22 protein-coding genes are annotated in these 19,257 nt (G+C 72.5%); 11 read left to right on the top strand and 11 right to left on the bottom strand.

Features of this window, described 5'->3' with window-relative positions; all coding sequences use genetic code 11:
* Positions 1–3 precede the first annotated feature (3 nt).
* The 4 genes from FREUN1FDRAFT_RS17700 (at position 4) to FREUN1FDRAFT_RS17685 (ending at position 4,003) form a co-directional block, all read left to right on the top strand.
* Positions 4–1,113, top strand: coding sequence for a D-alanine--D-alanine ligase family protein (locus tag FREUN1FDRAFT_RS17700; RefSeq protein ID WP_006541494.1), 1,110 nt, complete (start codon positions 4–6; stop codon positions 1,111–1,113).
* A complete protein-coding gene (locus tag FREUN1FDRAFT_RS47735) occupies positions 1,110–2,357 on the top strand; it encodes a sensor histidine kinase (protein ID WP_006541493.1) in 1,248 nt (415 codons plus the stop codon). Before FREUN1FDRAFT_RS17700 ends, FREUN1FDRAFT_RS47735 begins: the two co-directional genes overlap by 4 nt.
* Positions 2,354–3,055, top strand: coding sequence for a response regulator transcription factor (locus tag FREUN1FDRAFT_RS17690; protein ID WP_006541492.1), 702 nt, complete (start codon positions 2,354–2,356; stop codon positions 3,053–3,055). The genes FREUN1FDRAFT_RS47735 and FREUN1FDRAFT_RS17690 overlap by 4 nt, the downstream gene beginning before the upstream one ends.
* A 231-nt stretch (positions 3,056–3,286) precedes the next feature.
* Positions 3,287–4,003 (top strand): hypothetical protein, encoded by a 717-nt coding sequence (locus tag FREUN1FDRAFT_RS17685; protein ID WP_006541491.1) that lies wholly within the window; start codon positions 3,287–3,289, stop codon positions 4,001–4,003.
* 30 nt (positions 4,004–4,033) lie between these two features.
* On the opposite strand, the gene FREUN1FDRAFT_RS17680 is transcribed toward FREUN1FDRAFT_RS17685, so the two are convergent.
* Together FREUN1FDRAFT_RS17680 and FREUN1FDRAFT_RS47730 are read right to left on the bottom strand one after the other, a co-directional pair.
* The gene (locus tag FREUN1FDRAFT_RS17680; RefSeq protein ID WP_006541490.1) at positions 4,034–4,693 is read right to left on the bottom strand and encodes a response regulator transcription factor; all 660 of its coding nucleotides are present in this window, start codon (positions 4,691–4,693) and stop codon (positions 4,034–4,036) included.
* The gene (locus tag FREUN1FDRAFT_RS47730; protein WP_006541489.1) at positions 4,690–5,970 is read right to left on the bottom strand and encodes a sensor histidine kinase; all 1,281 of its coding nucleotides are present in this window, start codon (positions 5,968–5,970) and stop codon (positions 4,690–4,692) included. The genes FREUN1FDRAFT_RS17680 and FREUN1FDRAFT_RS47730 overlap by 4 nt, the downstream gene beginning before the upstream one ends.
* A gap of 159 nt (positions 5,971–6,129) precedes the next feature.
* Between FREUN1FDRAFT_RS47730 and FREUN1FDRAFT_RS17670 the strand changes: the two genes are divergently transcribed.
* From FREUN1FDRAFT_RS17670 to FREUN1FDRAFT_RS17655, 4 genes are all read left to right on the top strand, one after another.
* Positions 6,130–6,423: a hypothetical protein gene (locus tag FREUN1FDRAFT_RS17670; RefSeq protein ID WP_006541488.1), complete on the top strand. Its 294-nt coding sequence runs from the start codon at positions 6,130–6,132 to the stop codon at positions 6,421–6,423.
* A complete protein-coding gene (locus FREUN1FDRAFT_RS17665; RefSeq protein ID WP_006541487.1) occupies positions 6,410–7,471 on the top strand; it encodes a hypothetical protein in 1,062 nt (353 codons plus the stop codon). The genes FREUN1FDRAFT_RS17670 and FREUN1FDRAFT_RS17665 overlap by 14 nt, the downstream gene beginning before the upstream one ends.
* Positions 7,472–7,627: 156 nt before the next feature.
* A complete protein-coding gene (locus tag FREUN1FDRAFT_RS39905; protein ID WP_157474920.1) occupies positions 7,628–8,356 on the top strand; it encodes a hypothetical protein in 729 nt (242 codons plus the stop codon).
* A gap of 6 nt (positions 8,357–8,362) precedes the next feature.
* Complete coding sequence (locus FREUN1FDRAFT_RS17655) at positions 8,363–9,124, top strand: methyltransferase domain-containing protein (protein ID WP_006541485.1); 762 nt, start codon at positions 8,363–8,365, stop codon at positions 9,122–9,124.
* 289 nt (positions 9,125–9,413) lie between these two features.
* Here FREUN1FDRAFT_RS17655 and FREUN1FDRAFT_RS17650 read toward each other — a convergent pair whose 3' ends face one another.
* The 3 genes from FREUN1FDRAFT_RS17650 to FREUN1FDRAFT_RS17640 form a co-directional block, all read right to left on the bottom strand.
* Positions 9,414–9,869 carry a helix-turn-helix transcriptional regulator gene (locus FREUN1FDRAFT_RS17650; protein ID WP_006541483.1) on the bottom strand — a complete coding sequence of 152 codons (456 nt, stop codon included), beginning with the start codon at positions 9,867–9,869 and terminating at the stop codon, positions 9,414–9,416.
* Positions 9,832–11,106 (bottom strand): APC family permease, encoded by a 1,275-nt coding sequence (locus FREUN1FDRAFT_RS17645; protein ID WP_006541482.1) that lies wholly within the window; start codon positions 11,104–11,106, stop codon positions 9,832–9,834. Before FREUN1FDRAFT_RS17645 ends, FREUN1FDRAFT_RS17650 begins: the two co-directional genes overlap by 38 nt.
* 138 nt (positions 11,107–11,244) lie before the next feature.
* A complete protein-coding gene (locus FREUN1FDRAFT_RS17640; RefSeq protein ID WP_232295245.1) occupies positions 11,245–11,754 on the bottom strand; it encodes a hypothetical protein in 510 nt (169 codons plus the stop codon).
* A 369-nt stretch (positions 11,755–12,123) separates the two neighbouring features.
* Here FREUN1FDRAFT_RS17640 and FREUN1FDRAFT_RS46455 point away from each other — a divergent pair, with 369 nt between their 5' ends.
* Positions 12,124–12,837, top strand: coding sequence for an alpha/beta hydrolase (locus FREUN1FDRAFT_RS46455; RefSeq protein ID WP_232295244.1), 714 nt, complete (start codon positions 12,124–12,126; stop codon positions 12,835–12,837).
* 73 nt (positions 12,838–12,910) lie between these two features.
* Here FREUN1FDRAFT_RS46455 and FREUN1FDRAFT_RS43950 read toward each other — a convergent pair whose 3' ends face one another.
* Positions 12,911–13,144, bottom strand: coding sequence for a hypothetical protein (locus FREUN1FDRAFT_RS43950; protein ID WP_006541479.1), 234 nt, complete (start codon positions 13,142–13,144; stop codon positions 12,911–12,913).
* On the opposite strand from FREUN1FDRAFT_RS43950, the gene FREUN1FDRAFT_RS17630 reads away from it, so the two are divergent.
* Positions 13,133–14,086 carry a 1-aminocyclopropane-1-carboxylate deaminase/D-cysteine desulfhydrase gene (locus FREUN1FDRAFT_RS17630; RefSeq protein WP_035952052.1) on the top strand — a complete coding sequence of 318 codons (954 nt, stop codon included), beginning with the start codon at positions 13,133–13,135 and terminating at the stop codon, positions 14,084–14,086. The genes FREUN1FDRAFT_RS43950 and FREUN1FDRAFT_RS17630 overlap by 12 nt on opposite strands.
* 14 nt (positions 14,087–14,100) lie before the next feature.
* On the opposite strand, the gene FREUN1FDRAFT_RS17625 is transcribed toward FREUN1FDRAFT_RS17630, so the two are convergent.
* The 4 genes from FREUN1FDRAFT_RS17625 to FREUN1FDRAFT_RS17610 all read right to left on the bottom strand — a co-directional run bounded on the left by FREUN1FDRAFT_RS17625 (position 14,101) and on the right by FREUN1FDRAFT_RS17610 (position 16,906).
* Positions 14,101–14,865 carry a hypothetical protein gene (locus FREUN1FDRAFT_RS17625; RefSeq protein ID WP_006541477.1) on the bottom strand — a complete coding sequence of 255 codons (765 nt, stop codon included), beginning with the start codon at positions 14,863–14,865 and terminating at the stop codon, positions 14,101–14,103.
* Positions 14,866–14,895: 30 nt separating this feature from the next.
* Positions 14,896–15,459, bottom strand: coding sequence for a dihydrofolate reductase family protein (locus FREUN1FDRAFT_RS17620; RefSeq protein ID WP_006541476.1), 564 nt, complete (start codon positions 15,457–15,459; stop codon positions 14,896–14,898).
* A 64-nt stretch (positions 15,460–15,523) separates the two neighbouring features.
* Positions 15,524–16,150: a helix-turn-helix domain-containing protein gene (locus tag FREUN1FDRAFT_RS17615; protein WP_006541475.1), complete on the bottom strand. Its 627-nt coding sequence runs from the start codon at positions 16,148–16,150 to the stop codon at positions 15,524–15,526.
* Between the two features lie 234 nt (positions 16,151–16,384).
* The gene (locus FREUN1FDRAFT_RS17610) at positions 16,385–16,906 is read right to left on the bottom strand and encodes an ATP-binding protein (protein ID WP_035952049.1); all 522 of its coding nucleotides are present in this window, start codon (positions 16,904–16,906) and stop codon (positions 16,385–16,387) included.
* A gap of 456 nt (positions 16,907–17,362) precedes the next feature.
* Between FREUN1FDRAFT_RS17610 and FREUN1FDRAFT_RS17605 the strand changes: the two genes are divergently transcribed.
* Positions 17,363–18,058 carry a uridine kinase gene (locus FREUN1FDRAFT_RS17605; RefSeq protein ID WP_006541473.1) on the top strand — a complete coding sequence of 232 codons (696 nt, stop codon included), beginning with the start codon at positions 17,363–17,365 and terminating at the stop codon, positions 18,056–18,058.
* A 78-nt stretch (positions 18,059–18,136) separates the two neighbouring features.
* Here the strand turns inward: FREUN1FDRAFT_RS17605 and FREUN1FDRAFT_RS17600 are convergent, their stop codons facing one another.
* On the bottom strand, positions 18,137–19,195 hold the full coding sequence (locus FREUN1FDRAFT_RS17600; protein WP_006541472.1) for a hypothetical protein: 1,059 nt from the start codon (positions 19,193–19,195) through the stop codon (positions 18,137–18,139).
* Between the last annotated feature and the right edge of the window lie 62 nt (positions 19,196–19,257).

The raw sequence follows: 19,257 nt of genomic DNA, 5'->3' as shown, positions 1-19,257 counted from the left end.
GCCATGCGGGAGCAGAAGGACACGGCGCTGGAGGACGGCACCACGGCCGGAGGCCGGGTCGCCAGCCGGGTCGTTGTCATCGGCGGGGGGACCAGCTGTGAGCATGAGGTGTCGCTCGCCTCCGCGGCGGCGGTCACCGAGGCCCTGACCGCCGCCGGGCATGCCGTGGCGGCCCTCACCATCGACCGCGACGGCCAGTGGCGTGACCACGCGGGCCGCCTCGTCGGGCTGGCCGGTGCCGTGGAGGTGCTGCGGTCCTGCGTGGCCGCGGTGCCGATGCTGCACGGCCCGGGCGGTGAGGACGGCACGCTGGCCGCACTGTGCGAACTGGCCGGCGTGCCCTACGTCGGTTCCCCGGTGCGGGCCGGCGCCCTGGCCATGGACAAATGGGCGACGAAGCTCGTCGCCGAGGCCGTCGGTGTCCGGACCGCACCTGGCATTCTGGTGAACCGGGCGCGGACAGCCGCCGGCGCGGTGATGGCCCCACTGCCGGCGGTGGTCAAACCGGTCTCGGCCGGCTCGAGCTACGGGGTGTCCCTGGTCCATGACACCGCGCAGCTCACCGCCGCCGTCGAGGCCGCGTTGACGCTCGATGACCGGGTGCTTGTCGAGGAGGTGGTCCACGGCCGTGAGATCGACCTGGCCGTTCTCGGCCGGCCCGACGGCACCCGGACGGTGGCTCCCCCGCTGGAGATCGTCACCGGGCACGCCGGGTTCTTCGACCTCGCCGCCAAGTACGACGGCTCCGCCCGGTTCCTCGTGCCCGCCCCGCTGAGCGACGCGCAGCTGGGGGTGCTGCGGGAGGCGGCGGTCACCGTGTACGACGCGCTCGGGTGCGCCGGTGTCGCCCGGGTCGACTTCTTCCTCACCGATGCCGGCCCGGTGCTCAACGAGGTCAACACGATGCCAGGATTCACCAGCCATTCGCAGGTACCGCGGATGTTCGCGGCGGCCGGTGTGCCCTACCCCGAGCTGCTGGAGCTGCTGATCGCCGACGCGGTCGCCACAGCCACAGCCACAGCCGTAGCCGCGGTCGGGGCCGGGGGGCAGCACGACGACCGTGGCGACCGCGTCGGCCGTGGTGCCGGCCGTGGCCGGCTGCGGGTCGGATGAGAGCCGAGGAGGGGTTCGCCGCCGCCGCGGCCGGGACGGCGATCCTCATCGTCGGCGTGGCGGAGCTTGACCGGACGTGGCGGCCTGCCGACTCGCCGGTCATGGACGTCGTCTTCCTGCTGCTGGTCGCCGGCGCCGTCGTCGCCGCCCGGTGGGAGCCCGCGGCCGCGCTGGGCACGGCCTGGGTCGCGGGCCTCGTCCAGCTCGTCGCCGGCACACCCGTCCTGCTGGCCGAGGCCGCCCTGGTGGTGGTGCTGTTCGCCGCCGCGCGCTGGGGGCGGGTCGCCACGGTGCTGGCCGCCGCCGCCACGGTCGGTGTCGCCCCGGTGCTGGGCGTGGCCTGGGTTCGCTCGCTCGGGGTGCGGGCGGGGGGCCGCGGGGGGCATGTGCTGTACGACCTGCTGACCGGCTACAGCCGGCAGATCACCGTCTGGGGCCTGCTCCTGTTCGGTGTCACGTTCCTCGCCGTACCGTTCCTGACCGGCCTGATGATGCGGTTCCTGTCCGGGGCGCGCGCGGCGCAGGCCGCCCGCCAGGTCGCCGAGCACGACGCCCGCCAGGCCCAGGAGATCGCCCGACTGCGTGACGCCCAGAACCGGCTCGCCCGCGACGTCCACGATGTGGTCGGGCACTCGCTGACCGTCATCCTCGCCCAGGCGGAGTCGGCGCAGTTCCTGGACGACCCCGCCAGGCTCAAGACGACCATGCAGACCATCGCGACATCCGCCCGTTCGTCGCTGCACGACGTGCGGGAGGTGCTCGAACCGGCGCGGGAACCCGACCGGGGGCGGCGCGGCGGGCTCGACTCGCTCATCGACACCGTCCGTTCCAGCGGCCAGCCGGTCGAGGCGGCCGAGGTCGGCGAGGCCCGTCCACTGCCACCCGAACTCGACGCGGTCGCCTATCGGACGTTGCAGGAGATGCTGACCAACGCGCTGAAGCACGGCCGGCGTGACCGGCCGACGCGCGTCGAGCGGCGGTGGCCCGCGCCGGACAGCGCCGAGGCCACGCTCATCATCGAGGTGACGAACACCGTGGACGCCGCCAGTACCCACGGTGGCCTCGGGGGTCTCGGCGGCGGTCAGGGAATCGCGGGTATGCGCCGGCGGTTGGAGTCCGTCGGTGGCAGCCTCGACATCCGGCAGGCAGCGGATCCCGATGGGCCGACATTCACCGCGGTGGCGAACCTGCCGGTGCGCTCACCGTCACCGACGCTGTCCTCGGTGTCCGGGCGATCGGCATGACCGGGCCGGTCGGGCCCGACGAGGCGACGGCGGCGGCGAGCGCACCGATCGGTGTTCTCCTCGTCGACGACCAGGAGCTCTTCCGGGAGGGGGTGCGGGTGATCATCGACGCGCAGCCCGGCATGCGGGTCCTGGGCACGGCGGCCGACGGCCGCGAGGCCGTCGGCCTGGTCGACGACCTGCGCCCCGACGTCGTGCTCATGGACATCCGCATGCCCGAGATGGACGGCGTCGAGGCCACCCGGCAGATCTTCGCACCCGCGCGGGTGGCCCGGCGCACGAAACCGGTCCGGCTGATCATGCTGACGACGTTCAACCTCGACGACCGGGCGGCCACCGCGATCCGCTATGGGGCGAGCGGGTTCCTGCTCAAGGACACCACCCCCGCCCAGCTGCGCGACGCGATCCGCACGGTGCACACCGGCAACGCCGTCCTGGCCCCGCGGGATCTCACCAGCCTGCTCGACCACGAGTTCCGTGCGCCCGCCCAGCCACCGGCAGCCTTCGGGTCGCTCACCGGCAAGGAACGTGAGGTGTTCTTCGCGGTGGTCCGCGGCCTGTCGAACACGGAGATCGCCAGGCTGGTGTTCGCCAGTGAGTCGACCGTCAAGACCCACGTCGGTGCGATCCTGCGCAAGCTGGCGCTGCGTGACCGCGTCCAGATCGTCGTCTTCGCCTACGAGCACGGCGTCGTCTGACCTTCCGACCGTGGGTCGTGGGCGGCGGCCCCTCTCGACACCCTGACACCGGACGTCCGAGGTGGGGAGGGTGGTGACAGCGGGACCGCGTTCTCGTTGACAGGGTCCGGGGTCGGGAACGCGACAGGGAGCTCGGGTGCATCCACCCGATTCGCGCCGCACATAACCGAATACATGGGGCGACAATGGGTGAATCATCCGTATGCCCCCCATGATTGTTGGGAGAGTCCGTTGCCCCTGGTCGGCTCCGCCGCCTCCGCCGCATCCGAGACCCGCCTGCGCCTGCGCACCGCCGCGGCCAGCGTGCTGTTCCTGCTCACCGCGGCGGCCTGCGGCGACGACGGGAACGGCGGGGTCATCGGGGACATCCCCCGCCGGACCGGCCCGATCGCGGCCAAGGACTACGTCCTCACCGAAGGCCCGGAGACCACCGGACTCACCGCCGCGCCGACCGAGGGCATGGACGAGGACGGCGACGACAGCCCCCTCAACCTGTTCGACAAGGACCTCGCCACCTGCCTCGGCGTCGCCCCCGACACCCTCAGCCCCAAAGCCGCCGACGAGGCGCACAGCGACACGTTCACCTCCGAGGCCACCTCCGAACGCGGCGAGAAGCAGAGCCTGGAGATCGGCTCCCTGGCCGGGATCTACACCGCCGACCAGGTCCAGGCCCTGACCGCCGCCCTGCGCCATCCCGACTACCTGAGCTGCCAGAACAAGACGATGTCCGACGGCGGCGACGACCCGATGCGTGAGCTGCCCACCCCCGACGGGGCACTCTCCGCCCACCGCGTCACCTTCACGGCCGACTCCACCATGGACGTCATCCACGTCGGCGGCGGCCGGGTCTTCGCCACCCTCGTCGTCGTCGCCGACGGGCGGACACCCGACGCCCATCTGGAAGCCGGGCTCGTCACGCAGCTCGCCGCCAAGATCAACCGCCAGTAGCCGTCGCCGGAAGCCGTCAGACGTCCGGCGTCACCGCACGCCGGCGTCGTGGACGAGCAGCGCGATCTGCACCCGGTTGTTCAGGTCGAGGCGGGTCAGGATCCGCGACACATGCGTCTTCACCGTCGGCAACGCCAGGTGCAGCTCCCGGGCGATCTGCGCGTTCGACAGGCCCCGACCCACCGCCAACGCCACCTCCCGCTCCCGATCCCCCAACATCCCCAGCCGGGCCCGGGCCCGCGCGGCGACATCGTCACGCCCACCGTCACCACCAGCGGTGGCCTGGTCGATGAGCCGGCGGGTGACCGCCGGGGACAGCACCGGATCACCCGCGGCCACCGTGCGGATCGCCGCCACGATGTCACCCGGGGCGGTGTCCTTGAGCAGGAACCCGGCCGCGCCGGCCCGCAACGCCCCCAGCACATGGGCATCGGTGTGGAACGTGGTCAGCACCAGCACCTCCGGCGCACCGGGCACCGCCCGCACCATCCGGGTCGCCCGCACCCCGTCGACACCCGGCATCCGGATGTCCATCAACACCACGGCGGGCCGGTGCGCGGCGACCAACGCGGCGACCTGCCCGCCGTCCCCGGCCTCGGCGACCACCTCGATGTCCCCGGCGCCGCCGAGCATCAGCCGTAACCCGGCCCGCACCAGAGCGTCGTCATCCACCAGCAGGACACCGATCATCCACGCCGCCTCCCCGCTCCCTCCCGGTCCGGCTCCCGGTCCTCGGCGGGTTCGCCGGCCCACGGAAGCCAGGCCCGGACCTCGAACCCGTCCACGGTCGGCCCCGCCCGCAGCACACCACCGGCCACCCGGGCCCGTTCCGCCAGCCCGACCAGACCGCGCCCGCCACCGGTCGCACCGCCACCCGCCCACCCCGACGCCAGCCGCGGCACCGGTGACACCGCCATCGGCGGGTCCGACGCGGCGGACGACCCGGGGGACGAGGGCACCGGCCCGCTGTGGACGTCCACGGTCAACCCCCGGCCCGGCCCGCCGGACAGCCGCACCGCGACCACCGCACCCGGTGCGTGCAGCCGGGCGTTCGTCAGCGCCTCCTGCACGATCCGCAGCGCCGCCCGCCCGACCGCCGCCGGCGGAGCCACCCCCTCCACCAGCCCGCCGGCCCACCCGGTCAGCTCCACCACGGCCCCCGCCGCCCGCGTCTCCGCCACCAGCCGCCCCAGATCCGCCAGGCCCACCGACGGCCACAGCTCGTCGCCGGGACCACCGTCGTTGAGGACACCGATCACCTCGCGCAGATCCCGCAACGCCAGATGCGCGTTCTCCCGGATCACCCCCGCCGCCGCCGCGACCTGCGCCGCCGACGCGGACGTGTTGAACTCCAACGCCCCCGCATGCACGCTCAACAGCGACAGCCGATGCCCCAGCACATCGTGCATCTCCCGGGCGATCTGGGCGCGGACCTCCTGGCGGGCACGGTCCGCGCGTAACTCCGCGTCCGCCTCCGCCAACTCCGCCCGCGCCCGCAGCGACGCGATCAGCTGCCCCCGCGAACGCCGGAACAACCCCCAGCCCACAGCCCCCGCGACCAGCGCGAAATAGGTCACCGCACGATCCGCCCGGGCTTCGGGCAGGTCCGCCAGCCTCCACAGGAACAGCGGCAGCGGGGCGAACACCAACGCCGCCACCCCCACGGTGACCCGCCGCCGCCGGGTCGCGGCGACGGTGAACACCGCCACCAGCACCGGGCCTGTCAGGTACGGCGTCGCCGTCCCCGCGGCCACCAGCACCACCGCCAACGGCACCGGCCATCGCCGCCGCGCCAGCAGCGCCGCGCATCCCAGCCCGCCGGCGACCTGGTCCACCACCCGCCACACCGGCCCCGGATCGTCCGTCACCGTGACGGTCTGCGAGGTGAGCGCGGCGAAACAGGCGGCGAACAGCACGAACCCCAGGTCGGCGGCCCAGTCCCGCCCGGTGCGCTGCACACGGGGCATGCCCCGGCAATCTACGCGGGCCCGAACCGCCCCGAAAGGCCCCGCACCAGAGGCGATACCAAAGGATGACACCCCGGCGGTCCACCACCCACCTTCGTCACCGGCCCGCCGTCCTCCGGCCGATGCGACGGCCGACCCGCGCTCCCTACCGTTGATCACATGAGCGCCCCCGACCAGTCACCGCCCGACCAGCCGTCCCCGCATCCGCACCCACAGCCCGATCCGGCGCTGCTGCCCGTGGCCGCCGCCGGGCAGGTCCTCGGCGACGTCCTCACCATCGGCGGCCTGTGCGGCCTGCTCCGCGAGGCGTTCGGCTGGTGGCCACCTCTGATGGGCTTCCTGCGCCATCTCACACCCGCCGGCTACGAGATCTACAGCTCCATCATCATGATCGTCGTCGGGCTGCTCGTCGCGGCGGCGGGCAGCGCGATCAGCCGACATGACCGCACCTGAACGACCCCGCCAGGCCCAGGAGTCCGCCAGGCCGGCACCGGCACCCTCACAGGGCCGGACGCGGCGGACGCGCCTGATCGCCGCCACGGGGCTTGCGGTCCTCGCCCCGATCTGCGCCGAATACCTCATCGGCTACGCCGACAGCATCAGCCGGCCCCTGACCATGCTCGCCGGGCTGATCATCTTCGTCCCGCTCTACGGCACCGTCGCCGTCCTGATCCGCGAGATCACCCGCCGCGTCGGCGGCGGCTGGCCCACCCTGATCCTGCTCGCCGCCGCGTTCGGCCTCACCCAGGCCGGACTCGTCGACCAGAGCCTGTTCAACCCCCACCTCACCGGCGACCCGACCTGGGACGACGACCGCACCCCCACCCTCCTCGGCGGCACCGGCCTGAGCGTCTACTACCTGCTGAACTTCCTCACCGGCCACATCATCTGGAGCTTCACCGCACCGATCGTCGTCGTCGAGTCCTACGTGCCCCGCCTCGCCGACCGCCCCTGGCTACACCGGCCCGGCATCCTCACCCTGACCGTGCTGTACCTGGCGGCGGCGGCACTGATCCACGACGACGCCAGCCGTACCTTCCGCGCCTCCCCGACACAGCTCGCCGCCACCGCCCTGGCCGTCGTCCTGCTCACCGCGGCCGCCTTCGCCGCACCACGGCCGGCACCCCGCCGCACGCCACCGGTCATCCCCACGGCGGGGCGCCGCCACCGACCGTGGCTGCTCGCCGGCGCCGTCATGATCGCGCTCACCGCCCACCAGCTGCTCCCACCGACCTGGCCCGGTGTCACCGTCGACCTGCTGATCCTCCTCGGCGGCACCGCGCTGCTGGCGATCCTCGCCCGCCGGCGAGGGTGGGGACGCCGGCACGCCCTCGCCGCCGCCGGCGGCGCGCTGCTCGTCAACGCCGGCCTGTCGTTCGTCGTCGACCCGCTGGGCGACGTGTCCTACCCGGCCAAATACGCCGCGAACGCCATGCTGACGGTGATGGTGCTGGTGTTACTGGCCCACGCCCACCGCAGGTCGACGGCGCCGCCGCGATGACGGCCGCCCGCGAGCGTGGGTTTTGTCGCAGGTGCCCGGGCGGAAAGCCGATCCGGCGCCGGGGCCGGCACCGGGGGCGGCGGGCAGGACGATCAGTACGGTTACCGGGTGCGCAGTCGCCAACAGACGCCCTCGCAATCGCAGCCTCCGTTCGCCGTGACCACCGAGATGCTGCTGCGGTTCCTGCTGCGCGACCCCCACCGTGGCTACAGCGAACACGAACTCACCCGCCGTCACGGGCGCCCGACCGCGACAGTCCTCGCCCGACTCGACGCCGCCGGCTGGCTGTCCAGCAGCTACGACACCCCACCCGCACCAGGCCACCCCGATCCCGACCACCAACCACGCCAGCCGCAGCGGATGTACCGGCTCACCAGCCACGGCACCACCGCCGCCCGCGCCGCCCTTGCTCCCGCTCCGCCCGGGGAGCGCTTCGTCACGGGCTTCGTCGGTATGGTCACCGGTTTTCTGCTCGGCCTCGGCACACACCACATCGGTGCCGGTGTCCTGGTCACAGCCGTTCTCCTGGGTGTCCCCTGCGGGGTGGCCTCCGGGTTCGGCGGCAAACGGGTCCGTAGCCGCACCGGCATCGGATCCGGATGCTGCCTCGGCGGCACCCTCGGAGTCGTCATCGCCGCCAGCGCGACCGACAAGGGCGCCGGCTGGCTCGACAGCACGGTCATCAGGTCCGGGGCCGTCGCCACCGTGGTGGGAATCGTCGTCTTCGCTGTCACCGCTTACGCCATCGTTGTCGCCCGTTTCCTCCGCGAGGACCGCGCCGCGAGGGAAGGTTCCACGAAGGCGCGCACACCGTCACCACGGTGGCAGCAGACCAGCCCGCCCATGCCGTCACCGGGCGAGCCCGACATCCTTGAGCGACACTGACCGGTGATGATGGGCCGATTCGAGGATCTGGTCGCCGAGGCCGAGGCGGCGCCCGTCGACGGATGGGACTTCTCCTGGCTGGACGGGCGGGCCAGCGAGCAGCGCCCGTCCTGGCGGTACGCGCACACGATGGGCCGGCGCATGGCACGCGCCACCACCGCGCTGGACCTTGAGACCGGCGGTGGGGAGGTCCTCGGCGGCGTGCCCCGCCTGGCGACCCGGACAGCGGCCACCGAGTCCTGGCCACCGAACCTCGCACGGGCCGCCGCGCGGCTGCGACCCCGCGGCGTCCTGGTCGTCGCCGCGGCCGACAACACACCGCTGCCCTTCACCGGCGACACCTTCGACCTGGTGGTCAGCCGCCACCCGGTGACCACCCGCTGGGACGAGGTCAGCCGCGTCCTCACCCCGGGAGGGGTCTACTTCTCCCAGCAGGTCGGCCCGGCGAGTGTCTTCGAGCTCGTCGAGTTCTTCCTCGGCCCGCAGCCCGCCGAGGTGCGCCACCGACGCCACCCCGACCGGGCCCGCGCCGGCGCCGAAGCCGCCGGGCTGCAGGTCCTCGACCTGCGGATGGAGACCCTGCACACCGAGTTCCGCGACGTCGGCGCGGTCATCTACTTCCTACGGAAAGTGATCTGGATGGTCCCGGGATTCACCGTCGACCGCTACCGTCCGCAGCTCGCGGCGCTGCACGACCACATCCACACCCACGGGCCCTTCGAGGCGCACACCACACGGTTCCTCATCGAAGCCCGCAAACCGGCCTGATCGCAGCGTGGTCGCTGTGGGAGCCCGCGACGAGAACACCCACCGGAGTCTGTAAGGACCGGGCCGGTGCCGATGTCGTCCGTCTCGGTGCCGACGCCCGCGGCGGTGGGGCTGGCACTGCCAGTCCAGGTCAAGGCGGACAGTTCGGCGAGAAGCTCGGCGCCGTGGACGGTGCCCGCTTCGGCGAGATAACGGGGATGACCAGCCTTCCACCGCGTCACCATCGCCCACCACCTGCGCCGATAGCCCCAGCCACCGGAGCGGCCGCGATGTTGGGAGCGCCCCCGGCTCAGGCGCCGGCGCGCAGGCGGGTTACCAGTTCCGCGCGGCTGCGGACACCGACCTTGGTGAAGATCGACTTCAGGTGGTCCTGCACGGTGTAGGCCGAGAGGACGAGCTGACGGGCGATGTCCGCCGTGGAACGCCCAGCCAGGACCTGCTCGCAGACCTCCGCCTCGCGCGGGGTGAGCGCGCAGGCGATCGTCATGACCGCGGTGACGTCGTCGCGGGAGGCGGGCTCGACCGTGATGAGGACCTGTCCCGGCTCGTCGCCGTCGAGCAGCGGCGCGCCGCGCAGCACGGCCCACGCGCCCACGCGCCCGAGCGTGACGTACTCACGGAGCTTGCCGCGGACGTGGGGCCGTGGGTCGCCCAGGCGCAGGCCGAGCGTGGGAAACCGCTCGGCGACGCGGTTCCTCCTCTGGACCCTACGGCCGCCGGGCACCCCGCCCGCGGCGGGCGGCATAGACGCCCGCACCGGCGACCAGCACGACAACACCGCCGGCCACCGCCGACACCGGCAACGCGAACGCGAGCAGCAGGCAGCCGACGAACCCGACGACGGGAACCAGCCGGGGCGGGCGGCCCTCCGCCGCGCTGAGCGTCCAGGCGCTGGCGTTCGCGATCGCGTAGTACACCAGCACCCCGAAGGAGGAGAAACCGATCGCCCCACGCAGATCCACCGTCGCGGCCAGGACCGCGACGACCACGCCGACGGCCACCTCGGCGTGGTGCGGCACCGCGAACCGGGGATGGACCGCCGCGAGCAGGTGCGGCAGATGCCGGTCACGGGCCATCGCGAACGTCGTGCGCGACACCCCGAGGATCAGCGCGAGCAACGACCCGAGCGCGGCGAGTGCCGCCCCGACCCGCACCACCGGTACCAGCCAGCCGGCCCCGGCGACCCGCGCGGCGTCCGTCAGCGGCGCCGTGGCCCCGGCCAGTCCGCCCGGGCCCAGCACCATCACGACGGCGACCGCGACAACCGCGTACACCACCAGCGTGATCCCCAGTGCCATCCCGATCGACCGGGGGATCGTGCGGGCCGGGTCGCGGACCTCCTCCCCGAGGGTGGCGATCCGCGCGTACCCGGCGAAGGCGAAGAACAGCAGGCCCGCCGCCTGCAGCACCCCGCGCACGCTCGTGTCCGCGCCGACCCGCAGCCGGTCCACCTCCGCCACCTCGGCGCTCAGCGCGGCGACCGCCACCGCGGCGAGGACCGCCAGCACCACGGCCACGATCACCCTGGTCGCCAACGCCGAGCGGTGCACCCCGGCGTAGTTCAGCGCGGTCAGCGCCACCACCGCGGCGACCGCGACGGCATGGGCCCCACCCGGCCACACATACGCCCCGACGGTCAACGCCATCGCCGCGCACGACGCGGTCTTGCCGACCACGAAAGCCCAGCCCGCCAGATACCCCCAGAAGTCACCGAGGCGCATCCGGCCGTAGACGTAGGTACCCCCCGACGCCGGGTAGCGGGCCGCCAGCCGCGCCGACGACGTGGCGTTGCAGTACGCCACGACCGCCGCGGCCCCCAGGCCGATCAGCAGCCCGGAACCGGCGGCCCGGGCGGCCGGCGCGAGCGCCGCGAAGATCCCCGCGCCGATCATCGCCCCCAGACCGACGAGTACCGCGTCGGCCACCCCCAGGCGCCGGCTCAGCTCGTCCGGCACCGGCTCAGCTACTGCCTTCGACGCCATGCCCCGGACTCACCCTCCGCCGACTCCGCCCCGCCCCGCCCCGCGAAACGGCGCAGAAATCCTGGGTCCAACCCATGACGGACCGTACTAGGCCAGCAGCGACCATCTGCGCGCCTCCACCCAGCCACGCGGGAAACGTCAGCAGTTGTTCACATAGCCGTCCTCGGGGTCGGCCATGACATGCAGGTCGACATCGGCGGGGCCTGACCCGAGCACATCCTCGGGGCCGGCGTCGAGAGCACCGGGAAAGCCCACCGACAGAAACGTCTCGATCCCGTCGACCGGCCGGGTGAAGCACAGCCGCGCCCCGAAGAACACCCGCTGCTGTGCGTGGATGGGGTCGGCGTGGCGCAGTTTCCAGCCGGCCGCGGGCAGTGCGTCACGGTAGAAGTCCGCGATCTCCTCGGCCGACATCCCGGTGTGGTACCAGCGTGACGCGTACGGGAAGGCCGTGCTGTCGGAACAGCCATGGCTGGCGCCGCCCGCGATGAGGCTCGCGCCGCTGGGACGGATCTCCAGCACCGTGAGCGCGTCCAGCTTCTTCGCGAAACGCCGATCATCGCCGGTGCATTCATCCCCCGGCACCATGTCGAGCGCCCCGCAGCCGGCGGTCAGCACCACACCGACAAGAGCACCGAGAATCGGCACCACCCGCATCATCCGAGCACGCCCCTGATCGTCACCAGGGAAACAATAGGGATATGCGTCGGCTCCGCTGCGTGCAGGTTGTGCCCGGGCGCACACGGTGCGGACGGCTTGGTGCAGCCGAGGTGGTAACGTCACCGTGTCCGTTCGCCGCGGCCTGAGGAGGTGAGACCCATTACCGCTGTATCCGGCTGGGTGCTCTCCCTCTTCCGTCCCGCGGGGCGCGCCGCCTGACACAGGTGGCCGTCGGGAGCGCCCAGAAAAAGGCATCCCGAAAGGCAACGAACCTATGCACCTGCACGTCACCTCCCAGACGACCATGTCCGGAGTCTGGGAACGTCGATTCACCCTCGACGGCATCACCGGCGCGCTGTGGTCCCCCGCCGGAACCGACACCGCCACCCCCGCCCGCTGGTGCTGCTCGGCCACGGCGGCGGCCAGCACAGCCACGCCCCCGGGGTCCTGGCCCGCGCGCAGCGCTACGTGACCCGCTGCGGGTTCGTCGCGGCGGCGATCGACGCACCCGGCCACGGTGACCGGCCGCGAACCACCGCGGACGAACAGTTCATCGCGGAACTGCAACGGCGGATGGCCGCGGGTGAGCCCGTGGCGGACCTGATCGCCGAGGACAACGCCCCCCGCGCCCGCCAGGCCGTCCCCGAATGGCAGGCCACCCTGGACGCACTCGAGACCCTCGACTGCGTCGCACCCGGCGGGCCCGTCGGGTACTGGGGGGTGTCGCTGGGCACCATGATCGGCATTCCGCTGGTCGCCGCCGAACCGCGGATCACCGCCGCCGTGTTCGGTCTCGTCGGCGCGCGCCATCTCACCGCCGATGCGGCCCGGATCACCGTCCCGGTGCAGTTCCTGCTGCAGTGGGACGACGAGCTCGTGCCCCGCGAGGCCGGCCTGGCCCTGTTCGACGCCTTCGCGTCCACGGAGAAGACCCTGCACGCCAACACCGGCCGGCACATGGACCTGCCCCGCTTCGAGGTGGCCAGCGCGGAGCTGTTCTTCACCCGCCACCTCACCGCGAACACCAGGAACGCTGGGAGCGCTGGGAGCGCCGACCTGGTGAGCCGGTAGCCGTCGGAGGCGGCCCGGCCGCAACCCCGGCTGTGGCCGCCTCCACCGCCACCCCCGCCCGAGGCGTTCTGCCTCAGAGGCGGGGGTGGCGGGTCACCTGCGGCCGGGTGAACGGGGCGACCTCGACCGGCGGCAGGACCAGCCTGCGCATCGACGCGACGACATCAAGCACCGACACCCCCAGGCTCTGCAGGACAGCCGCGAAACCCATGCCGTCGCCGGAATACACCCAGATCATGGACGCGGCGCCGGTGCGGTCGGTGAGCGGTGGCAGGCTGGTCCGGTGGGTGAGCAGATGGGACGACACCGCCCGGCCGGGCCGGGGCTGGTGCCGCGGCTGCCCTCACCTGTGGTCGAGGTGGCCGACGAACGCCTCACCGCACGCGATGTGCGCCTGCTACTGAAACGGGACGACCTGATCCACCCCGACGTCCCGGGGAACAAGTGGCGCAAGCTCACCCACAACCTGACCGCGGCCACCGACGCCGACCATGACACCCTGCTGACGTTCGGCGGGGCGTACTCGAACCACATCGCCGCGACCGCGGCCGCCGGCTGGCATCTGGGATTCGCGACGATCGGGATGATCCGCGGGGAGGAACACCACCCGCTCAACCCGGTGCTGGCCACCGCCGCGGCGCGGGGGATGCGCCTGAGCTACCTGGACCGGACCCGGTACCGCTCCCGCGACGACCCGGCGTTGCACGCCGAGCTGCACGACCGGTTCGGCCGGTTCTACCTGCTTCCCGAAGGCGGCAGCAACACGCTGGCGGTGCGCGGCTGCGCCGAGCTGGCCGCCGAGCTCCTCACCCAGGTCCCCGACGTGGACGTGGTGTTCGTCCCGGCCGGCACCGGTGGGACCCTCGCCGGTCTCGCCGCCGGCCTCGCGGAACCCGCGGGCCGCCGGCGGCGCGCGGTGGGGGTGGCGGTGCTGCGCGGCGGGTTCCTGCCCGGCGACGTCGCCGCCCTGCAGCAGGCGACCTTCGGCGCGGTGTCGGCGAACTGGACCGTCGTCGAGGACTTCCACTGCGGTGGCTACGCCCGCCGCAGCGCCACCCTCGACGGGTTCATCGCCGACTTCGCCGACCGCCATGGCGTGGTACTGGACTGGGTCTACGTCGCGAAAATGCTGCACGGGATCTTCGCGATGGCCGGTGACGGGCGGATCGCACCCGGGTCGACGGTCGTCGCGGTCATCACCGGCCGGTGCGCCGACCCGCCCGACCGGGCTGCTCCGGCCGGGAGCTGACCCGCCTCGGCGGATCAGGCGAAGATCTCACCGAGCCAGGTACGCAGCGCACTTTCGACCGCACCCGGGTCGGCGTCCGCGGCGAACAGATGGGCGACGACGGCCACCGGTGCGCCGAACGCGTCCCGGCCGAACACCCGGAACATCGCGTCGGCGGTGTGCAGGCCCAGGAAATGCGGCGCCACATAGTCGACGGTCACCTCCAGCGGGTCCAGGCCGGGCAGGTTGAGGGTCGCCCGGTCGCCGGGGCGCACATCGGTGAGACCCGCCGCGCGGCGCAGCACCGCGAACCCGCCCGCCAGCGACACCGCCGGCGCGTCCACGTTCACCCAGGCAGCCGGGCGACCGGTGTAGTCCCGGACGTACTGGGCCAGGGTGTGCAGGTAGAAGTCGGTGTGCGCGGCGGCACCGTCGTACTGGTTGTCCCAGTCGTCGACGAACACGCCGCTGTGCACGTACCGCACCCACGTCGTGCCGCCGTCGCGGGCCTCGACGATGTGCTCGAGCTGGTTGAACCAGCCGTCCGGCCCGTCATGGCGCAGGACCAGATGGTGCGGCGGCTCCCAGGCGCGCACCGTCCCGCCGCCGGCCACGGCGCCACCGACCCTGGGCTCCGGTGGGGGTGTGGGCCACAGCCAGCCCGCGTTCCCGCTGGTGACCGCATCCCAGTAGTCCTGCGGGCTCGCCTCGACCTCCAGCTCGCGCTCGATCGCGAACTCGCGCCCGGCACCCGCCGCGGACGACCGGCGCGGATCGTCCACGGCGTCGGACTCGGACATGACTGTTCTCCTCCAGGTGATCAGGCGGGCTCAGCGTACGACGTCGAAGACCTGCTTCTGGACACCGTTGCCGTAGGCGGCGAACTCGACGAGCTTCAGCATGGTCTTGTCCTTGTCCGCGGCGGAGAACAGGCGCCGGCCGGCACCGAGCAGCACCGGGAACACCAGCAGGTGGTAGCGGTCCACCAGGCCGGCGTCGGCGAGGCTCGCGCCGAGCGTCGCACTGCCGTGCACGGCGATCGGCCCGCCGTCGGTCTCCTTGAGCGCGGCGACGTCGTCGACCGAACGCAGGATCGTCGCCGGCCACCGCTCGTCGTCGGCGGTGAGGGTGGTCGACACGACGTAGCGGGGCATCGCGTTGTAGCCGGCGAAGTCGTCCATCGTCGGCCAGACCGGGGCGAACGCCTCGTAGCTGGTGCGGCCCAGCAGCAGGGCGGTGGTCTCCTCCTGCTCACGACCCTTGATCTCGTAGGCGGCGGGGTCGAAGTCGATGTCCTTGAAGGTCCAGCCGGTGTTGCGGTAACCGGACTCCCCGCCGGGCGCCTCCATGACGCCGTCGACGGAGACGAAAGAGGTCACGATCAGGGTGCGCATCAGAGTTCTCCTGGTGAGGGGTGCGCCTGCGACGCGGCTGCGTCGCAGATTGTCGGTTTGTCGGTCAGGGCGTGGCGGCGTCGTCCGGTGCGTGCGCCGGCGGTACACCCGGGGGTTTCAGGCTGGGATGCAGGGCGATCACCAGCCGGTGCGGCCGCCCGCCCGGCGCCGCGGCGTCGTGGTAGCGGCTGACCAGGGCGGTGACGGCGTCGGACAGCTCCGCCGCGAACGCGGCCCGGTCCGCCGCCGAGCCGAACCGGATCTCGCTGTCCACCGCGAACGTCGCGAGCTGCTTGCGTGCCGCCGTGGCACCGGCGAGCATCTCGCCGACCTCCCGGATGAGCCGGGCCGCCAGCGCGATCAGCCACCGCGCCGACGTCTGGTCCCGGGACCGGTCCGGGTCGGGAGCGACGTCGGCCAGGGCGCTGGGTGAGATGACATACGAGCGGGCCGTCGCCTGCAGGACCCGTTCGGTGCAGTTGCCCTTACGGCGCTCCTCGACCAGCTCGACCAGCCCGTGAGCCTCCAGCGCACGCAGATGGTAGTTGACCTTCTGCCTGGTCAGCCCCGTCTGCGCGGCCAGCGTCGTCGCCGACCCCGGCACCGCCAGCGCGGCCAGCAGCCGCGCCCGCACCGGGTCCAGCGACGCCTCCGCCGCACCCGTCTCCTCGATCACCGCCACGTCCAGCATGCACCGAGAATCCTACCGACAAAAAATTTGTCAAGGAGGGCGTAGATGTCGGCTCTGAGTCGACGCCGACGGCTACACAGACACCGAAGACCGAGCACCGGGTCGAGCCGATGAGCCCGACTACCCGATCGACAACGTCGAACAAACCTCCGGGCCGGCGTCGACCGTGACACGGTGGCAGACCCCACGCAGGAACCGTCCGGCTTCGCCGCGGTGCCTGGTCGGTGACGGCTACTAGCTGTCGGTGCAGGTAGGCCAGTGCTCGGCCGCCCACTGCGCCCAGTCCGGCCAGCCGGGCGGGGGGCCGGGAATCTCGCCGCCGTCGAGCTCGGCGGCGTCCGGTACCTGGAACTGCTCACGCCATCGGTCCACGTCGGAGGCGCTCATCGGGAATGTCTGGTGCGGTGCTGTGGCCTGACGGTGTGCGATCCGGGCGAGCTGGGTGTCAGTGTCCACGGGAAGATAGACCATTTCACTGGCGGCCCCGGCCGACCGTGCCAGCCAGCGCAGCGCCGAGCGTTCGTCGCGGCCCCACAGCCCGTAGTCGAGTACGACGCTGGTTCCCAGCCGCAGCGCCTGCAGGGCGATCGAGACAAGCCGCCCCTCGAGCACGAAACGCTTGCCGTCGGCCATCGGTTCACCGAACAGCGGGATCATCCAGTGATCCGGGGTCAGCCGCAGCGCCCGGTGCGCCGCGGCGAGCTGCCTGGCTCGGGTGGTCTTCCCGGAACCGGGAAGACCGACCATCAGAATCATCGTGACAGTGCGCGGATCGGGCTCCGTGAACAGGCCGAGCTGCCGCTCCGCGGGTACCGTCGCGGACGGTCGTGGGAAGGGTTCCTGGCGCTGTGCCTTTGCGTCGGATCGCTGTGGCGCTGACATGAATCCCCTGATCAGGCAGGACGAGCCGGCAGCGCAGCGTTGAACGCGTACACGGCTGCCAGCGGGGACACCGATCGGGCGGTACGCCACAGCGATGCCCGCCCGGCTCGGGTCAGACATCGGGACCGCGGTCACCGCGGCCCTGGTACCGCCGCTAGACGGCGGTCCGGGTGGTCATAGCAGCGCAGCAGCACATGCGTTCACCGTAGCCGACACGGCGCAGAGCCGCGCAGGAAGAAGAGCCGCTCCAGCTCCACCCGAGCGGGCCCGCCGTCGAACCGCCCGACGCACAGCCGATGACCGGGCGATTCCTCGCTACCGTCACGTCACATGATCAACGATCCTGCTTCGGAACCTTCCCCCCGCGACCGCGTCGTGAGCTCGCTCGCCGACCTGCTGCTGGGCACATGCCCGGACCGGGTGCTGCGCGTCGCGATCGACGGCCCTGACGCTGCCGGCAAGACGACGCTGGCGGACGAACTCGCGGGCATCCTGACCGACCGAGGTCGACCCGTCATCCGCGCCAGCGTCGACGGCTTCCACCAGCCTCAGACCACGCGTCGCCGCCGCGGGTCGCTGTCCCCGCAGGGCTACTTCCTCGACGCGTTCGACTACACCGCCCTACGACGCCATCTCCTGGACCCACTGAGCCCCGCCGGTGACCGGCGCTACCGCACGGCCGCGTTCGACCATCTCCACGACTCCCCACTCGACAGCCCCGCCCGCGAAGCACCGAGCGACGCCGTCCTCATCGTCGACGGCGTCTTCCTCCTCCGCGACCAGCTACGCAGCTGCTGGGACCTCACCGTGTTCCTCCAGATCAGCCCCGCCGAGTCGCTACGCCGCGCACTGCAGCGCGACGTCGCCCTGTTCGGCTCGCCCGCCACCGTCCGCGAACGCTACGAGGCGCGCTACCTGCCCGGCCAACAGCTCTACCAGGCCTCCGCCGCACCTCGGGAGCACGCCCACGGACTGATCGACCACGAACTACCAGAGGCACCCCACGTCCTGCGCTGGCCCGAGTGACGAACAACCTTCCCACATCAGCCCTACCGGCTCTACCGCCTTCATAGCCGGATGTCGTCGGCTGGTCCCCATCCGAGCTCACCGACGGCGGCTGTCGGGATGGCAGACCTGGAACGGCGCCGCACTTCCGGCTGACTGCGTGATCCGTCCCGACCACAGCGGAGCGCAGTTGCCGGTGGTCAGCGCCCGCAGCCTGGTTCCGTCATCGATGCCGTTACCGAAACACCAGTCGAAGTAGACGTAGGCCTCGTGGGTTGACCCGCCCACCGTCAGACGAAGCACGATCGCGGTGTTCCCCCACATGTCCTGCACACAGGTCCCCGGCGTGTCCGGACCACCACCGACCGGCGCCGCCCTGATCGCCGCCAGCAGCGCGGTGGCCTCGGCCCCGCCGAGCTCACGGGACGCCAACAGCCCGGGGCTACCCACCGGGCTGTTCAGGTCGTAATGGCAGACCGCGACCGTGTCCACCGCGTCGAGCCGGGCCACATCGAACGGCGCGCCTGGGCGGACGAACCCGCCGGCCTGGATCGGCGAACTGACAGCACAGCCATGATCGTCGACCGCTACCCGGCGCGCGGAGGCGATGATCCGCTCGGCGTCGTCGAGGTGCGCCTCATCCGTCAGGACGAACACCTTCGCCGAGCCCACCGTGCGGACGAGACGGGTCCAGCCATGCGCACTGACCCGCCCGTCCGGCACCTCCTCGACCCCGCCCGCAGTGGGCGTGGCGGCGAACCAGACGTGCGGCGACCAGTACTCACGAGGCACACCGCCGCCATGCAGGTCCGGCCCCTCCCCACCGCCCGGGCAGCCAATCGTCATCACGGCCCGGTAAGGACCTTCACCGTCGACATAGGGCGTGGCGGGAAAGGCAGCCCGCCGGCCCTCGACCGCGGCGCACCAGTCGCTGCCCGGCGCCGGCGCGGGCTCCCACGAGGCCGGGACCTCCACCACCATGTCCCGAAACGACTCCGACCGCCACCCCGCCTCCGACACCTCCGACACCTCGCCTGCCCCATGGTCGCCTGATGCCGCGGCTTCCGGCCCACGCCGGCCCGTCACATCGCCGCCCGCCGGCGCACACGCCACGGCCAGACCGCCGACCAGCAGCACCGCGACTGGCACCCACACCATCGCGCGCAGGCCACGCCGCCGGCCGTGCCGTCCGTGCGGGCCGCGGCAGCAGGAAACAGCGG

It is taken from the genome of Parafrankia sp. EUN1f, assembly GCF_000177675.1.
In the GTDB taxonomy this organism is placed as follows: domain Bacteria; phylum Actinomycetota; class Actinomycetes; order Frankiales; family Frankiaceae; genus Parafrankia.
Note: the sequence above shows the minus strand (reverse complement) of the source record. Positions and strands in the feature narration are given on the sequence as shown.

What these genes read in the sequence shown, in the direction of transcription:
- FREUN1FDRAFT_RS17700 (WP_006541494.1), top strand. Translation starts at nt 4, where the DNA reads ATGCGGGAGCAGAAGGACACGGCGCTGGAGGACGGCACCACGGCCGGA.
- FREUN1FDRAFT_RS47735 (WP_006541493.1), top strand. Translation starts at nt 1,110, where the DNA reads ATGAGAGCCGAGGAGGGGTTCGCCGCCGCCGCGGCCGGGACGGCGATC.
- FREUN1FDRAFT_RS17690 (WP_006541492.1), top strand. Translation starts at nt 2,354, where the DNA reads ATGACCGGGCCGGTCGGGCCCGACGAGGCGACGGCGGCGGCGAGCGCA.
- FREUN1FDRAFT_RS17680 (WP_006541490.1), bottom strand. Translation starts at nt 4,693, where the DNA reads ATGATCGGTGTCCTGCTGGTGGATGACGACGCTCTGGTGCGGGCCGGG.
- FREUN1FDRAFT_RS47730 (WP_006541489.1), bottom strand. Translation starts at nt 5,970, where the DNA reads ATGCCCCGTGTGCAGCGCACCGGGCGGGACTGGGCCGCCGACCTGGGG.
- FREUN1FDRAFT_RS17670 (WP_006541488.1), top strand. Translation starts at nt 6,130, where the DNA reads ATGAGCGCCCCCGACCAGTCACCGCCCGACCAGCCGTCCCCGCATCCG.
- FREUN1FDRAFT_RS17665 (WP_006541487.1), top strand. Translation starts at nt 6,410, where the DNA reads ATGACCGCACCTGAACGACCCCGCCAGGCCCAGGAGTCCGCCAGGCCG.
- FREUN1FDRAFT_RS17655 (WP_006541485.1), top strand. Translation starts at nt 8,363, where the DNA reads ATGATGGGCCGATTCGAGGATCTGGTCGCCGAGGCCGAGGCGGCGCCC.
- FREUN1FDRAFT_RS17650 (WP_006541483.1), bottom strand. Translation starts at nt 9,869, where the DNA reads ATGCCGCCCGCCGCGGGCGGGGTGCCCGGCGGCCGTAGGGTCCAGAGG.
- FREUN1FDRAFT_RS17645 (WP_006541482.1), bottom strand. Translation starts at nt 11,106, where the DNA reads ATGGCGTCGAAGGCAGTAGCTGAGCCGGTGCCGGACGAGCTGAGCCGG.
- FREUN1FDRAFT_RS17630 (WP_035952052.1), top strand. Translation starts at nt 13,133, where the DNA reads ATGGGACGACACCGCCCGGCCGGGCCGGGGCTGGTGCCGCGGCTGCCC.
- FREUN1FDRAFT_RS17625 (WP_006541477.1), bottom strand. Translation starts at nt 14,865, where the DNA reads ATGTCCGAGTCCGACGCCGTGGACGATCCGCGCCGGTCGTCCGCGGCG.
- FREUN1FDRAFT_RS17620 (WP_006541476.1), bottom strand. Translation starts at nt 15,459, where the DNA reads ATGCGCACCCTGATCGTGACCTCTTTCGTCTCCGTCGACGGCGTCATG.
- FREUN1FDRAFT_RS17615 (WP_006541475.1), bottom strand. Translation starts at nt 16,150, where the DNA reads ATGCTGGACGTGGCGGTGATCGAGGAGACGGGTGCGGCGGAGGCGTCG.
- FREUN1FDRAFT_RS17610 (WP_035952049.1), bottom strand. Translation starts at nt 16,906, where the DNA reads ATGATTCTGATGGTCGGTCTTCCCGGTTCCGGGAAGACCACCCGAGCC.
- FREUN1FDRAFT_RS17605 (WP_006541473.1), top strand. Translation starts at nt 17,363, where the DNA reads ATGATCAACGATCCTGCTTCGGAACCTTCCCCCCGCGACCGCGTCGTG.
- FREUN1FDRAFT_RS17600 (WP_006541472.1), bottom strand. Translation starts at nt 19,195, where the DNA reads ATGGTGTGGGTGCCAGTCGCGGTGCTGCTGGTCGGCGGTCTGGCCGTG.